Source organism: Acidobacteriota bacterium, from assembly GCA_016712445.1.
In the GTDB taxonomy this organism is placed as follows: domain Bacteria; phylum Pseudomonadota; class Alphaproteobacteria; order Caulobacterales; family Hyphomonadaceae; genus Hyphomonas.
In genome coordinates, this window is sequence record JADJRB010000001.1 from 336,779 (window position 1) to 351,000 (window position 14,222).

Below are 14,222 nucleotides of genomic sequence, written 5' to 3' on the forward strand. Positions count from 1 at the left end.
AGGGAGCACATCAACATGACCTACAAACCCTTTGATCTCAGCGGCAAAGTTGTCGTCGTCACCGGCGGCAACAAGGGCATTGGCCTCGGCATGGTTGAGGCGCTGGCGGCGTCCAACGCGGATGTCGTCATCTGGGGCCGCAAGACGGCCGACAATGACGCAGCCGTCAAATCGGCGTCGAAGCTGGGTACCGGCAAGGTCAAGGCCTGGGCCGTCGACGTGGCGGACGAGGCGCAGGTTGTGAAGGCGATGAAAGAGGCCGAGGAAGAGTTCAAGCGCATCGACGCCTGCATCGCGAATGCCGGTGTCGGCCGCGGCGCCGCCGCGTTCGAGCAGATGACGCTGGAGACTTGGCGCTATAACCAGTCGATCAACTCCGAAGGCGCCTTCCTGACGTTGCGCGAGGCGGCCAAGTCGATGGTGGCGCGCGCCAAGGCGGGTGATCCGGGCGGCAGCCTGGTCGGCACCGCTTCGCTCGCGGGTATCGAAGGCGCCGGCCGCAACCAGGCCTATGCCCACACCAAGGGCGGCCTGATCGCGATGATGAACGCATGCGCCGTCGAATACGGCCGCTACGGAATCCGGGCGAACTCGGTGCTGCCGGGCTGGATTGCCACGGACATGACCGAAGGCGCGCAAGGCAACGACGTGTTTGCTACCAAGGTGATCACGCGCGTGCCTATTCGCCGTTGGGGTGAACCGGCAGACTTCGGCGGCATCGCGGTCTACCTCGCGTCAGACGCCTCTAAGTATCATTCGGGTGATACGCTGGTCATCGACGGCGGCTACGCGAAGTTCTGATTCGGCATGGCCCTGATCGACCATACCGGGATAGGCGTGTCCGACATGGCCGCTTCATCCCGGTTCTATGATGCGGTCTTCGCGGCCCTCGGAATCAAACGCGTGATGCAGCTGCCCCCGGACACCGGCGCCGACGGCGTGGCTTACGGGTTTACTTATCCGGAGTTCTGGATCGACCGGTTTCATCCACCGGCGCAGCGCTATCACACGGCGTTCGCGGCGCGCAGCCGGGCAGTCGTAGACGCCTTCCACGTGGCGGCCCTCGCGAATGGCGGCATGTGCAATGGACCGCCCGGCCTTCGGGAAGGCGGATATCCGCCTGGCTACTATGCCGCCTTCGTGCTCGATCCTGACGGCAACAATATCGAAGCCGTCTGCCGCGAGACCTGACCTGGGTGCCAAAGAAAAAGGCCGCTTCCCGAAGGAAGCGGCCTTATCTTTTGGACCAGTAACCTGGATCCGCGCGGAGATTACTCCGGAGCGGTTTCCGTGGTGGTTTCCGGCGTAGCTTCTTCGACGGCTTCTTCGACAGCTTCGGTGGTCGCGTCGACAGCAGCGTCGGTGGCTTCGGTCGTCGCTTCGACGGCTTCGGTCACGGCTTCTTCGGTCGTAGCAGCAGCTTCGGTCGCCACTTCTTCGACGGTTGCTTCTTCAGCGGCCGGAGCAGCTTCTTCGGTCGCGCCGCAAGCAGCGAGAACGAGAGCCGAGGCGGCAGCAGCAGCAAGGATCAGCTTTTTCATGATGGTAGTACCCCTGTTGAGTGTTCTTGCGAACGGTCGGTGATCTAGCACTTGTTTAACATTGCCGAAAGTTAATTCTTCAGCGATGTCAACCTTCGCGGTTCGGTTGAAAGAAACCCTCACCCGCCTATGGATGAGGGCAGCTTCAAGCCGCTGTCCGATTACTCGGGTGCGGCTTCTTCGGTAACGCCTTCTTCGGCAGCGGCTTCAGCCGGGGCAGCTTCTGCCTCCGCTTCGGCAACCACTTCAACGGCTTCGGCTTCACCCGTTGCTTCCACTTCAACCGCTTCCACAGCGGCTTCAGCTTCCACGACTTCGGTTTCGACGGCAGGCTCACCTGCATAGGCAACGCCGGCGAAAAGGATTGCAGCGGCAGCGCCAGCAAACAGTTTGGTCATTTGGAGTTTCCCCTCACTTTTTTGACACCCTGCCCAGCGGAGATTTCCACGGACCCAGCGCTCATGCCCATTGATCAGGGCCAGATTGCGGCAAAGACACGGCAAATCTGTTCCAAATGCGGCCTGCACTGCAAAACGCCGAAGACTCTTGCGTTGACGTGGCGGCGCCAGCCTAAGGATTGGGCAACCCATCCCCCTTCACGGAGCTCCCCTCATGGCATTGCAAACCCGCCTGACCAAACTGCTGAACGTCCAACACCCGATCATGCTGGCCGGCATGGGCGGCGTTTCCTATGCGGAAGTCTGCGCGGCGATGTGCAATGCGGGCGGCTATGGCGTACTCGGCATGGCGGGCACCAGCCCGGACTTCATCGCCGGCCAGATGAAGCGGGTGAAGGAACTCGCCCCCGGCAAGCCGTTTGGCGTGGACCTCCTCGCGGCGAGCCCGGAGAGCCTCGAGGAATCGGTGGACGTCATCATCAAGGGCGGCGCCGATTCGTTCGTGGCCGGCCTCGGGGTGCCGCTTCCGATCATGGCGCGCCTGAAGGCCGCCAAGGTGAAGGTCATGGTGGTCGGCGGCGCGGTGAAGCACGCCATCAAGGCCGAGGAAGCAGGCTGTGACGCGGTCATCCTGCAGGGCGGCGAAGGCGGCGGCCATACCGGCCTCGTCGGCACCATGCCGCTGGTCGCGCAGGCAGTCGAAGCCGTGAAGATCCCGGTGATCGCCGCCGGCGGCATCTATGATGGCCGCGGCCTTGCCGCCGCCCTGGCGCTGGGCGCCGAAGGCGTCTGGATGGGCACCCGTTTCATCGCCTCGGCCGAGGCCCACGCCGCCAACATGTACAAGAATGCCGTCGTCGAGGCCGGCGACACCGACACGACCCGCACCCGCTGCTATTCCGGCAAGCCGATGCGCTGCCGCACCAATGACTATATCAATGACTGGGAAAGCCGCCCGCAGGACATCCAGCCGTTCCCGCACCAGGCCATCCACTCGACCCGCACCGGCGTGATCGGCGGCATCGGCGGCATCACCGACGAGGCCAAGCTGTCGATGGACAAGTCCTGCTTCGCCATGGGCCAGTCGGCAGGCGGTGTGCGCGAAGTGAAGCCGGTGGCGGCGATCGTCGCGGACATCATGCGCGACGCCGAGGCGTCGATCTCGCGGATTGCCGGGCTGCGCGCAAACGCGAAGGCGTGATCCGTCAGCTGACGAAGACCGTCTTCCGGTTCATGAAGGCACGGATGCCATCGGCGGCGAGTTCGCGGCCGTAGCCTGATTGCTTGACGCCGCCGAACGGAAGGCGCGGATCGGAGGCGACCATCGCATTGACGAAGGTCGCCCCGGCCTCGAGATCACGCACGGCTGTTTCGATTTCGCTGTCGTCCTGCGTGAACAGGACCGAACCGAGGCCGAAGGGGATTGCGTTCGCCGCCGAGATTGCGGCTGCGAGGTCCGCCACCTTCCAGAGGCTGGCGACCGGTCCGAACAATTCCTCCCCGGCCGCCGGCGAGCCGTCTGGGGCGTCCTCCAGCACCTGCGGCGCAAACCAGGCGCCCGTCTTCGGCAGGTCCGCCAGTCGCGTGAGGCGCTTCGCGCCCGCCTTGAGACTAGCCGCCACCTGGCCTTCGAGGTCGGCGCGGAACTTTGCCGACGCGAGCGGTCCGATATCGCTGTCCGCCCGCATGGGGTCGCCGATGCGGAGCGCTTCGAAGCCCGCGACGAAGGCATCCCGGAATGCTCCGTACACGTCGGCATGAACGAAGAAGCGTTTCGCCGCGATGCAGGATTGGCCGTTGTTCTGCACCCGCGCCCTGACGGCCACTTCCGCGGCCTTCGCAATGTCGGCAGATGGCATGACGATGAACGCATCCGATCCGCCGAGCTCAAGGAGACTTGGCTTCAATGCCCTCCCCGCCGACGCGGCCACGCTTTTGCCAGCGGGGCCGGAGCCGGTGAGCGTCACGGCGCGCACACGTTCATCGGCAATCACGCGCTCGACGCCGTCTGAACCGATCAGCAGCGTCTGGAAACAGCCTTCCGGGAAACCCGCCTCGCGAAAGACTTCCTCGATGTTCAGCGCACAGCGCCAGACGTTGGAGGCATGTTTCAGCAGGCCGACATTGCCCGCCATCAGTGTCGGGGCGGCAAATCGGAAGACCTGCCAGAACGGGAAATTCCACGGCATGACCGCCAGCACCGGCCCCATCGGCAGGTGGCGCACAAACGATCGCCGCGCCTCCGTCCTTATCTGCTCGTCGCGCAGGTAGTCTTCCGCGTGATCGGCATAATGCCGGCAGGCGAGCGCGCATTTCGCCACTTCCGCTTCGGCCTGTGCGACGGGCTTGCCCATCTCGCGCACCATGTCGCGGGCATAGTCCGGCTGGCGGGCCTCCAGGATGCCGGCGGCCTTGCGCATCAGGTCTGCGCGGTGCGCGAAACTGGTGAGGCGCCAGTCGCGGAAAGTTGAGTGCGCCCTCTCCAGCGCGGCATCGACCTTCGCCTCATCGTGTGGCCTGAAGGTTTCGATGATCTCGCCCGTCGCTGGGTTGACCGAGTTGACCGTCTTTTCCGCCATGCAAGTTCCTCCGGTTCAGGCCGCGCCGCTTACGGGTCAGCGGGCGCATCGTTCACGGAACGAACCGACCGCCCGACCGTTGCGTCACGGTGGGCTGGAAATACCACAGGAGCAATCATGACAACGCCGGAAGACCTCGAAAAGAAACTCTGGAAAGCGGTGAAATCCGACCGCACGATCATGCTTGGCCTCGAGCGTCCGGGGGCGGGTGATGCGCAACCGATGACCGCCATCGTCGAAGACGATACCCGTGGCCCGATCTGGATCTTCTCCGCCAAGGATGTCGACCTGGTGCAGGCAATCAACGGCGAGGAAGCCGCCGTCGCGCAGTTCGCCTCCAAGGGGCACGACCTGTTCGCCACCATGCATGGCACGCTCACCCTGCAGAATGATCCGGCGACGGTGGAGCGCCTCTGGAACCCGTTCATCGCCGCTTGGTACGAAGGCGGCCGCTCGGACCCCAAGCTGCGCCTGCTGCGCCTTGACCTTCACCGCGCCCACGTCTGGCTCAATGAGAACAGCCTGTTCGCCGGTCTGAAACTGCTGATGGGCAGCGATCCCAAGAAGCAATACGCCGACAAGACGGCTGACATCCGCCTCTGAGGCGCGCCCCTCGCCGCGCTTCTCAGGCACCCGTGCAGGGACCCGCTGATCCGGGTCCCTGCACTTCCTTTACGCCCCGACCCGTCCTGCGTGACCCGAGACAGACCCCCCAACTCATGCTAGCCGTGACGGGATGCTGTTTGCCGGGGACGTGGTTTGAACAAGCTTTTTGCCGAACTTCAGCGCCGGAACGTGTTCCGGGTAGCCGGTGTATATGCCGTCGTGGGCTGGCTCCTGATCCAGATCGCAGTGGCCGTGCTGCCGACTTTCGGCGCGCCCCAATGGATCGCCCAGACCTTTATTGCGCTCATCTTCCTCGGCTTCCCCATTGCGCTCATTTTCGCCTGGGCCTTCGAAATGACGCCGGAAGGCATGAAACGCACTTCGGCGGTACCAGAAGGCGAAAGCATCACCGGCAAGACCGGCAAGCGCCTCGACATGGTCCTGGCCGGGACGGCCGCGCTCCTCGTGATCGTGATCATCGGCGACCGGCTCATTCCGCACGGCGATACCGGCCGGCGCGGAACGGGCGCGCATGAGGACTTCTCCATCGCGGTGCTACCATTCTCCGACATGAGCCCGGAGGGCGATCAGGAATACTTCGCCGACGGCATCTCGGAAGAATTGCTGAATGTGCTGGCACAGGTGCCGGGGCTGGAAGTCGCCGGCCGCACCTCGTCTTTCGCGTTCAAGGGACAGAACACGGACCTGCGAGAGATCGGTCGCATACTGGATGTCGCGCATGTGCTCGAAGGGTCCGTACGCAAATCCGGCAACAGGGTGCGCGTCACCGCCCAGCTGATCCGCGCCGACAACGGCTTCCACATGTGGTCGGAGACCTATGACGGCGACCTGACGGACATCTTCGCCGTACAGGACGAAATCGCGAACGCCATCCTTGCCGAGTTGAAGCCCCAGCTGATGGGAACGGTCGCGCCAGCCGCTGCACCGCGTACGGACATCACGGCCTACGACTTCTACCTCCTTGCCCAGCAGAAGGCCGCACTGAACACGATGGCAGGCTTTCAAGCCGCCGCCGAAGCGCTCGACAAGGCGCTTGAGATCGACCCGGACTTTGTTCCGGCCCTTGCCTGGCGTGGATATTACGAACTGATGATGTCGGACGGGAACGGCGCCGCAGGCGACATTCCGGCCGAAGTCGCCTTCAAGCGGGCGGACGAATGGATTTCCCGCGCGCTCAGGCTCGACCGCGACTCTGCGGACGCGCTGTTTGCAAGGGCGGGGCTACTGTCGATGTCGTTCGACGCGGAGACCCGGAAGCAGGCGGAGGCCTTTTACAAGCGCGCGCTGGAAAAGAAACCGAACTTTGCCCTTGCCCGCAACGACTACGGCTACTGGCTGTCAGATCAGCAGCGGTTTGATGAAGCGGTGGCACAATTCGAGATCGCGCTTGAGCACGATCCCGCGCAGAGCGATGTGAACTCCAACCTGATCTCGCACTATTCCGGTCTCGGAGACTACACACGGGCGCGCGAACTTGTGGACCGGTGGAGCGAAATCTCGCCGCAAAACCCTGGCCCCTTCGCGTTCCGCGCCGAAATAGAATCGGCCTTGGGCAATCTCGCCGAAGCCCTGAAATTTCGCCGCCGCGTGCTCGAACTTGCGCCAGACGATCCACGCGCGTCGCGCGACCTGCACTTCACGGAATTGCAGCTCGGCGAGTTCGAAAACGGACTGAAGGCGAAGGAGCCTTACATCCGCTACCGCGCCATGATGTTGATGGGCCGCAAGCAAGACGCCCTCAAACTGGTTGCGAGTGAACTCGCCGCGCGCCCGGATTTCCCCTCCCAACAGTCGGATTACCTCGACCTTCACAATGTGGTTCGCGACTGGAAGGAAGTTGTCAGATACTACGATGCGACGTGGGACAGCCTGGAGGCTTTCCAGAGTCCCTTCCGGTATCCGCCTTACAATATCGTCCTGCCAGCGCTGCTCGATGCCAAGCACCCCGACGCGCCCGCAATGCTCGCCGCCTGGCGTGAGTCGATCGATAGTCGCCGTTCGGAAGGCTTTGCCAGCGGCCAGATGGACGCGATCGAAGCCAACCTGCTGCTGATTGAGGGAGACACGGATAAGGGGATGGATCTGGCGGAAGCCGCTTACGCCAGAGGCTTCCGCAACATCACGCTGTTCATGTCACCGTATCTGAACGATCCTGCCAACCCGCGCGGCAAGGCCTTCCTGGCCAAGTATTCCAAGGACCTGAACGCTGAACGCGCGAAGCTGGGACTCCAGCCGATCGACCCGCCGAAGCCTTACAAGTGACGCGCCGGCCTAGAGCCAGCCGCGCCACTTGAAGAACTGGTAGGGTACGATCGCCGAAAGGACCATCAGCACCAGCGCGAACGGGTAGCCATAAGGCCAGGCGAGTTCCGGAATGAACTTGAAGTTCATGCCATAGATCGACGCGATCAGCGTCGGCGGCAGGAAGACGACGGCGGCGACCGAGAAGATCTTGATGATGCCCGTCTGCTGGATGTTGATCATGCCGAGCGTCGCATCCAGCAGGAAGTTGATCTTCTGGGTGAGGAACGCGGCGTGATCGACAAGCGACTGCACATCGCGGCCGAGCGACTTGAAACGACTTGAGGCTTCCTTGTCGGCCTTGCGCGCCTGCGCGGCGGCGGTCGCGTAGGTCAGCAGGCGCTGCACCGAGATCAGGCTTTCATAGACCTTCGACAACAGGTCGCCCTTGCGGCCGATCTGTTCGAGTACGGACTGGAAATCGCGCGGCTTCGGCTTGGGCTTCGGCGCGAGCAAGGCAGCAGGCCCCGTGGACTTGGGCGCGGGTGTCTCGATCGCGAAGATGCCGCGCGAGACATCGTCCAGTTCGTGGCCTGTGCGTTCGAGCACATCGCCCGCGCGTTCGATCAGCGCTTCCAGCAATCCGGCAAACAGGGATTCGGCGGTGTTGGTGCCGGACTTCTGACAACGCGCGACGAACGTGTCGATGGCCCGGGGCGCCTCGTAACGCACCGTGATCAGCCGATCGCCGGCCAGAACGAAGGTCGCCGGCGACAACAGGACGGCGTCGCCATCCGTATGCGACAGCATCATCGCGGTCATGAAATGCGCGCCGTCCTCGGCATAAAGACGGCTCGAAAGTTCGATCTCGCTGGTTTCCTCACGCGTCGGCACATCAATGCCGAAAGCCCGCTCGACCGCCGTCTCTTCGTCCTTGGTCGGGCGCAGCAGATCGATCCAGACGGCGTCGTCGAGGGCCGCGAGGTCCTCGCCGGAAAAGGCAAACCGGCCTGACCGGTTGGAATAGGTGCGGATCATGCGGGGTCTTCCGGAAACGCGTTCACCGTCTCAGGTCTGGGCCAATCCGCCGTTGCAGGCAACCGGGCTATCCCGCCGGTGTCAGCTTCAGCAAACGGCCGCCGTCCTTGTCTTCAAGCACGTAGACAGCGCCGTCCGGTCCCTGTTCGACTTCGCGTACGCGCTTGCCCCATTCGAAGCGTTCCGCTTCGGCGGCCGACCCGTCCGGCTGAATATCCACGTGGACGAGCGCCATCGACGATAGCCCGCCGATCAACGCATCGCCGCTCCAGTCACCGAACACGCTGCCGTCATAGATGATCAGGCCTGCCGGGCTGATCGAAGGCACCCACCAAGCGGCGGGCGCGGCAAATTCCGGACGCGTATCGTGGTCGGGGATCACCGTGCCATCATAGTGGTCGCCGTTAGAGACTTCCGGGTAGCCGTAATTCTGCCCACGGACGATCACGTTCAGCTCGTCGCCGCCCTTTGGGCCCATCTCGTGCTCCCAGAGCTGGCCGTCCGGCGCAAAGGCAAGGCCGAGGGGATTGCGGTGGCCGAGGGTCCATATCTCGGCCGCCACGCCGCCGTCGCTGGCAAACGGATTGTCAGCGGGCACCGAACCGTCGAGATTCAGGCGCACGACTTTTCCGAGCGTCTGGGCCATGTCCTGCGCGGGCGTGAATTTCTGACGCTCGCCGGAGGAAATGAACAGGTGCCGGTCCGGCGAGACGGCGAGCCGGTGGCCGTAATGGCCGTTGCCCGGCACGGCGTTGGACTGGCGCCAGATCACCTCGCGCGCGGTAAACGTGCCGCCAGTTGAGGTGAGGTCAAGGCGCGCCAGCTCGACTGCCGCGCGGGACAACTCGTCATTGTCCGCGTCGCGCGCCACATAGGAGAGATAAACCTCGCCCGTGGACGCAAAATCGGGATGCAGGATGATGTCGCCGAGGCCGCCCTGTCCGCGCGCTTCGACGCGCGGTCCGCCGCTCACTTGCCCGGCTTTGCTGCCGTCGGCATCCAGCAGCCAGATGGCGCCGCCCTTTTCCGTGACGAGCGCGCGACCGTCCGGCAGGAAGGTCATGGCCCAGGGGCTGTCGAAGGTGGCAAGTTCAACGGCGCGCAAGGGCGTGCCCTTCGTGCCGGTCACGACGAAGCCGCCATCGGCTTGCGGCGCGACCGAAGCGGGCGGCTCGCTGGCGCACGCGGAAAGGGCGAGCGCGGAAACGGCCGCGGCGAAGGCGGAAGAGCAGAGCTTGGACATGAGGGGCCTCCTTAGGCGGACGGCCCCGCGGCAAATGCGGCGGGGTCCACGAGATGCTTCATGGGCTTGCCAGCGAGATAGAGCGCCAGGTTGGCGAGGAAAGTGTCGTCTGCGCCTGTGACCGTGCCCGGTGTGTCGGAACTGTCGTGCGGGGTTATGGCAATTTTGGGATGCTGCCAGAGCGGGCTGTCCGTCGGCAGGGGTTCGGTGCGCGTCACATCCAGCGCCGCGAAGGCCGGCCGGCCTGCATCGAGGGCCGCCACCAGCGCCGCTTCATCGACCAGCGCGCCGCGACCGAGGTTCATGAACAGGGCATGCGGCGCCATCGCAGCGAAGAAGGCTGCATTCGCCATGTTTTCGGTTTCCGGCGTGTGCGGCGAGCAGAGCAGGACGACATCCGCGCCGGGCAATTCCGTCAGGAGCTGCGCGGGAGCCGCGATGCGCGCCGCGCCCTCGGCCGGCCCCGGCGAGCGGCGCACGCCGGTCACCTCGCCGCCCAGCGCGGTCACGCGCCGGCCGACCGCCTGCCCGATCGATCCATATCCCACCACCAGCCAGCGCGAGCCGCGCACCTCGCGCGCCTTCACACGCTGCCACTTCGAGCCAGCCTGCAGCGCCCGGTGCGCCGGTCCTTCGCGCAGGAAATCGAGCGCCTGCCACAGGGCCCATTCGGCCATCGATTCGGCCTGCGTGTGGTTGGTCGTGTAGAGGCGCGCCTTCTGGCCAATCATCATCAGGGCGGGGTTCTCGATGCCGGCGGCGGCCGACTGGAACCAGTCCAGCGACGGGCTCTTGAGGATGCCGGTCATGAATTCGCGCACCACCGAGGAAAAGAAAGCGTCGGCATTGCCGAACGCGATGTCCAGTGGCGGCAGGTCATCCAGCGCCGTACTGGTCCAGGCGTCGTGCGCCTTGCCGGCATCGTCGATGGTGACAAAGCGGACAGCGGCTTCCAGCCCCTTGAGCCGCGGGCGAAGGCGCGCGAAAGTCCGCGCATGAACAAGACACGTTTTCATGGCCTCCTGCTTAGCCTTGCCTTGGTCGCGGGCACAAGCGCCGCACAGACCGGTTTGCCGGTTCGCGGGCCCGACTATTTCCGGGACGCCGCCGAGCTGGCCCGCGTCCTTGGCTCCGCCCACGCCATCCGGGTGCGCTGCAACGGGCGCGACGACCAGTACTGGCGCCGCTACATGGCGGACATGCTGGCGTTCGAGGCGCCCGAATCGGGCAACCTGCGCTCCTCGCTGGTGCGCGAGTTCAACGACGCTTTTTCCGATGTCAGCCGCGACTACCTGGTGTGCGACAGCGTGGCGGTGGCCGCCGAGGCCCGCTTCGCCGCCGATGGCCAGGAAATCTCCACGCGGATGGCCACCTTCTATTTCCCCAAGCGGGAACGTACCGGCAAGGGATTTGAGTGATGCGCAATATTGTGACTGCCGGCCTCGCTGCCCTGCTACTTGCGGCCTGCACCTCTGATGGTCCCGCGCCGGCACCTGAACTGAGCGCCGCGGCACCCGTCGCCGCCGAACCGGAAGCACCCGGGTCCGGCGGGCGCATGCCTTCGGGCCGCGACCTTGGCGTGCGCTCCGCGGTCGTCGCCCCGAACGGCGCCGCCGCAACAGCTCACCCGCTCGCCACGCAGACTGCGCTGGATGTTCTGAAAGCCGGCGGCACCGCGATGGACGCCGCCATCGCGGCCAACGCCATGCTTGGCCTCGTCGAGCCCACCGCCAATGGCATCGGCGGCGACCTGTTTGCCATCGTCTGGGACCCGAAGACCGAGAAGCTCTACGGCTATAATGGTTCCGGCCGTAGCCCGATGGATGCGACGCTCGCCGACATGCAGGCGATCGCCGACAAATTCATGGACGGCAAGGAACTGCCGCCACACGGAACCGCGCCCGTAACCGTGCCGGGCACCGTGGACGCCTGGTATGCCCTCCATGAGAAATTCGGCAAACGTCCGATGGCGGACAATCTCCAGCCCGCGATCACCTACGCGCGCAATGGCGCGCCGATCCCGGAAGTCATCGCCTATTACTGGGGCCGCAGCGCCGTCGCCTTCCCGAAATCTGCCGAGAGCGGCATGCTTGAGGAATTCGAGAACGCCCGCAAAACCTATTTCGACCCGCCGCCCCGCGAAGGCGCGCTGTTCCGCAATCCGGACCTTGCAGACACGCTTGAGAAGATTGCCGAGAAGGGCCGTAACGAATTCTACAAAGGCATCATGGCGAAAGACATGGCCGCCTATTTCAGCCGTATCGGCGGCCATCTCGATTATGACGACTTTGCCGCCCACAAGGGCGAATGGACCGAGCCCTTCTGCGTCACGTACCGCGAAGATTACAAGGTCTGCGAACTCGGCCCCAATACGCAGGGCATCGCCGCGCTGCAGATGTTGCAAATCCTCGAGAAGTTCGACCTGCGCGCGATGGGCTTCGGCTCGGCCGACAGCATGATGGCGCAGGTGGAAGCCAAGCGGATCGCGTTCGCAGACCGCGCGCGGTTCTACGCTGACCCCGCCTTCACGCGCTTCGAACCGCAGGCGCTGATCGATCCGGCCCGCACGGAGCGGCAAAGCGCGCTGATTGATACCGGCGCAGCAATGGCGACCGTTCCGATCGAGCCGTTCGGCGACGTCGAGGTAGAGGCGTTCGACGGCGCCGAAGCTGACGCCAAGCTGAAGCAAGGCGACACGACCTACCTCACCGTCACCGACAAGGACGGCATGATGGTGTCGCTGATCCAGTCGAACTATCGCGGCATGGGCTCGGGTCTTGTCGCCGACGGCATGGGCTTCATGTTCCAGGACCGCGGCCAGCTGTTCAGCCTCGACCCCAATCACCCGAACGTCTGGGCTCCCGGCAAGCGGCCGTTCCACACGATCATTCCGGCGTTTGCCTTCAAGAAAGACATGCCCGGCTGCCAGGTGCGCGCCGAACCCATCGAACAGGCCTGCCCGTTCGAGCCCTGGCTCAGCTTCGGCCTGATGGGCGGCGGCATGCAGCCGCAAGGCCATGTCCAGATCATCCTCAACCTCGTCGACTATGACATGGGCCTGCAGGAAGCCGGCGACGCTGCGCGCTGGGAACATCTTGGCGGCTGCGAACCGACCAACGCGCTGGATGGTGATCCGTGTGAGGAAGATATGGGAGTTGTCGAGATCGAAGGCGGCATCCCGGCGGCCACCAAGGCCGAGCTGGAAGCGCGCGGCCACACCGTGAAATACATCCGCGCCAATGCCGGCGGCTACCAGGCCATCATGCGCGACTTCGAAACCGGCGCCTGGATCGCCGCCACCGAAATGCGGAAAGATGGCAATGCTGATGGGTATTGATCTCTCAAGCCCCTTCTCCCCACTGGGGAGAAGGGGTTGGGGATGAGGGGAGCAGAGCGTGCCAAAAAGTTCCGCCGCTTCGCGCGCACGCAGTCTTCGCCAAAAGAGCAACGCGCCAGAAGACGTTGCATGGCAGGCCCTCAGGACTTTGCGTGAATATGGCTTTCCGGTACGAAGACAACATCCGATCCAGAACATGATCGTGGATTTTGCGATCACGAAGGCGCGGCTCGTCATCGAAATAGACGGCGGAATTCACAAGCTGCCGGATGTTGCCGCGAGAGACGCCGCACGGGATCAGATCTTGAAGAGTCTGGGCTGGGACGTCCTGCGAATTCCGGCACAGGACGCGATGGCGCCGGATCACCTGCTGAGATTGGTACAAGAGAAACTCGGAATTTAGTGCCCATGCCTTTAAGCCCCCTCGCCCCGCTTGCGGGGAGAGGGGGTTGGGGGTGAGGGGTTGCAGCAGTAGAGAAGGCACGACTCGCCTCACCCCTCATCCCCAACCCCTTCTCCCCTCAAGGGGAGAAGGGGCTTAAGAAAGGATCATGATGATGCCTCCCGAAGCCCCGCGCGACTGCCCGCTCTGCCCGCGCCTCGTCGCATACCGCGAAGCCGTGCGCGCAAAGGAGCCCACCTGGTTCAACGGTGCGGTGCCGAGCTTTGGCGATGCGAACGCGAAGCTCGTCATCGTCGGCCTCGCCCCCGGCGTGACCGGAGCCAACCGCACCGGTCGCCCCTTCACCGGTGATTGGGCGGGCGACCTGCTGTACGCCACCCTCGACAAGTTCGGTTTCTCGGAGGGCACCTATGATCAGCGCCCCGATGACGGCCTGACGCTCAACCGCGCGATGATCACCAACGCCGTGCGCTGCGTACCGCCCGAGAACAAGCCCGTCGGGGAAGAGATCAACACCTGCCGGCCCTTCCTGCAATCGCGCCTCGCCGCGCTGCCGAATCTCAGGGTCATCCTCTGCCTCGGCAAGATCAGCCATGACTCGACGCTGCGCGCGCTGGGCCTCAAGATCGGCGCGCACCCGTTCGGGCACGGCAAGCGGTATGAGGTGGAAGCCAACGGCCGCCCGGTGACCCTGCTGTCGAGCTATCACTGCTCGCGGTACAACACGAACACCGGCCGTCTCACCGCCGGGATGTTCGAAGACGTCTTCGCTGCCGCGAAGGAAGCCCTTGGCTAGGCGCCGGGCTTCCGACACT

General features: G+C 64.4%; 15 protein-coding genes. 9 read left to right on the top strand and 6 right to left on the bottom strand.

Translation table 11 applies throughout. The annotated features are described in order from the left end of the window. Positions 1-15 precede the first annotated feature (15 nt). Positions 16-801, top strand: coding sequence for an SDR family oxidoreductase (locus tag IPK75_01785; protein ID MBK8197071.1), 786 nt, complete (start codon positions 16-18; stop codon positions 799-801). Positions 802-813: 12 nt separating this feature from the next. Then, entirely contained in the window at positions 814-1,191 is a 378-nt protein-coding gene (locus tag IPK75_01790) for a VOC family protein (protein MBK8197072.1), read from the top strand. An 80-nt stretch (positions 1,192-1,271) separates the two neighbouring features. Here the strand turns inward: IPK75_01790 and IPK75_01795 are convergent, their stop codons facing one another. Beyond that, entirely contained in the window at positions 1,272-1,541 is a 270-nt protein-coding gene (locus tag IPK75_01795; GenBank protein ID MBK8197073.1) for a hypothetical protein, read from the bottom strand. 161 nt (positions 1,542-1,702) lie between these two features. Further along, the gene (locus IPK75_01800; GenBank protein MBK8197074.1) at positions 1,703-1,939 is read right to left on the bottom strand and encodes a hypothetical protein; all 237 of its coding nucleotides are present in this window, start codon (positions 1,937-1,939) and stop codon (positions 1,703-1,705) included. 214 nt (positions 1,940-2,153) lie between these two features. On the opposite strand from IPK75_01800, the gene IPK75_01805 reads away from it, so the two are divergent. Continuing rightward, positions 2,154-3,140 (top strand): nitronate monooxygenase, encoded by a 987-nt coding sequence (locus IPK75_01805; protein ID MBK8197075.1) that lies wholly within the window; start codon positions 2,154-2,156, stop codon positions 3,138-3,140. 4 nt (positions 3,141-3,144) lie between these two features. On the opposite strand, the gene IPK75_01810 is transcribed toward IPK75_01805, so the two are convergent. Continuing rightward, positions 3,145-4,518, bottom strand: coding sequence for an NAD-dependent succinate-semialdehyde dehydrogenase (locus IPK75_01810; protein MBK8197076.1), 1,374 nt, complete (start codon positions 4,516-4,518; stop codon positions 3,145-3,147). Between the two features lie 117 nt (positions 4,519-4,635). Between IPK75_01810 and IPK75_01815 the strand changes: the two genes are divergently transcribed. Then, complete coding sequence (locus IPK75_01815) at positions 4,636-5,121, top strand: pyridoxamine 5'-phosphate oxidase family protein (protein ID MBK8197077.1); 486 nt, start codon at positions 4,636-4,638, stop codon at positions 5,119-5,121. A gap of 156 nt (positions 5,122-5,277) precedes the next feature. Further along, positions 5,278-7,407 carry a tetratricopeptide repeat protein gene (locus tag IPK75_01820; GenBank protein ID MBK8197078.1) on the top strand — a complete coding sequence of 710 codons (2,130 nt, stop codon included), beginning with the start codon at positions 5,278-5,280 and terminating at the stop codon, positions 7,405-7,407. A 9-nt stretch (positions 7,408-7,416) separates the two neighbouring features. Here the strand turns inward: IPK75_01820 and IPK75_01825 are convergent, their stop codons facing one another. The 3 genes from IPK75_01825 to IPK75_01835 all read right to left on the bottom strand — a co-directional run bounded on the left by IPK75_01825 (position 7,417) and on the right by IPK75_01835 (position 10,683). After that, entirely contained in the window at positions 7,417-8,424 is a 1,008-nt protein-coding gene (locus tag IPK75_01825; GenBank protein MBK8197079.1) for a magnesium transporter CorA family protein, read from the bottom strand. 67 nt (positions 8,425-8,491) lie between these two features. After that, positions 8,492-9,667: a PQQ-dependent sugar dehydrogenase gene (locus tag IPK75_01830; protein ID MBK8197080.1), complete on the bottom strand. Its 1,176-nt coding sequence runs from the start codon at positions 9,665-9,667 to the stop codon at positions 8,492-8,494. A gap of 11 nt (positions 9,668-9,678) precedes the next feature. Further along, positions 9,679-10,683: a hypothetical protein gene (locus tag IPK75_01835; GenBank protein ID MBK8197081.1), complete on the bottom strand. Its 1,005-nt coding sequence runs from the start codon at positions 10,681-10,683 to the stop codon at positions 9,679-9,681. Here IPK75_01835 and IPK75_01840 point away from each other — a divergent pair. The 4 genes from IPK75_01840 (at position 10,663) to IPK75_01855 (ending at position 14,203) form a co-directional block, all read left to right on the top strand. Then, complete coding sequence (locus tag IPK75_01840) at positions 10,663-11,085, top strand: TIGR02301 family protein (GenBank protein MBK8197082.1); 423 nt, start codon at positions 10,663-10,665, stop codon at positions 11,083-11,085. The genes IPK75_01835 and IPK75_01840 overlap by 21 nt on opposite strands. Then, positions 11,085-13,004: a gamma-glutamyltransferase family protein gene (locus tag IPK75_01845; protein ID MBK8197083.1), complete on the top strand. Its 1,920-nt coding sequence runs from the start codon at positions 11,085-11,087 to the stop codon at positions 13,002-13,004. The genes IPK75_01840 and IPK75_01845 overlap by 1 nt, the downstream gene beginning before the upstream one ends. 58 nt (positions 13,005-13,062) lie before the next feature. Then, the gene (locus tag IPK75_01850) at positions 13,063-13,407 is read left to right on the top strand and encodes a DUF559 domain-containing protein (GenBank protein MBK8197084.1); all 345 of its coding nucleotides are present in this window, start codon (positions 13,063-13,065) and stop codon (positions 13,405-13,407) included. 148 nt (positions 13,408-13,555) lie between these two features. Then, positions 13,556-14,203, top strand: a complete 648-nt coding sequence (locus IPK75_01855; GenBank protein MBK8197085.1) for a uracil-DNA glycosylase — start codon at positions 13,556-13,558, stop codon at positions 14,201-14,203. Positions 14,204-14,222: the final 19 nt, after the last annotated feature.

Coding starts and splice junctions, on each gene's coding strand:
- IPK75_01785 (MBK8197071.1), top strand. CDS start 16: ATGACCTACAAACCCTTTGATCTCAGCGGCAAAGTTGTCGTCGTCACC.
- IPK75_01795 (MBK8197073.1), bottom strand. CDS start 1,541: ATGAAAAAGCTGATCCTTGCTGCTGCTGCCGCCTCGGCTCTCGTTCTC.
- IPK75_01800 (MBK8197074.1), bottom strand. CDS start 1,939: ATGACCAAACTGTTTGCTGGCGCTGCCGCTGCAATCCTTTTCGCCGGC.
- IPK75_01805 (MBK8197075.1), top strand. CDS start 2,154: ATGGCATTGCAAACCCGCCTGACCAAACTGCTGAACGTCCAACACCCG.
- IPK75_01810 (MBK8197076.1), bottom strand. CDS start 4,518: ATGGCGGAAAAGACGGTCAACTCGGTCAACCCAGCGACGGGCGAGATC.
- IPK75_01815 (MBK8197077.1), top strand. CDS start 4,636: ATGACAACGCCGGAAGACCTCGAAAAGAAACTCTGGAAAGCGGTGAAA.
- IPK75_01825 (MBK8197079.1), bottom strand. CDS start 8,424: ATGATCCGCACCTATTCCAACCGGTCAGGCCGGTTTGCCTTTTCCGGC.
- IPK75_01830 (MBK8197080.1), bottom strand. CDS start 9,667: ATGTCCAAGCTCTGCTCTTCCGCCTTCGCCGCGGCCGTTTCCGCGCTC.
- IPK75_01840 (MBK8197082.1), top strand. CDS start 10,663: ATGAACAAGACACGTTTTCATGGCCTCCTGCTTAGCCTTGCCTTGGTC.
- IPK75_01835 (MBK8197081.1), bottom strand. CDS start 10,683: ATGAAAACGTGTCTTGTTCATGCGCGGACTTTCGCGCGCCTTCGCCCG.
- IPK75_01845 (MBK8197083.1), top strand. CDS start 11,085: ATGCGCAATATTGTGACTGCCGGCCTCGCTGCCCTGCTACTTGCGGCC.
- IPK75_01855 (MBK8197085.1), top strand. CDS start 13,556: ATGATGATGCCTCCCGAAGCCCCGCGCGACTGCCCGCTCTGCCCGCGC.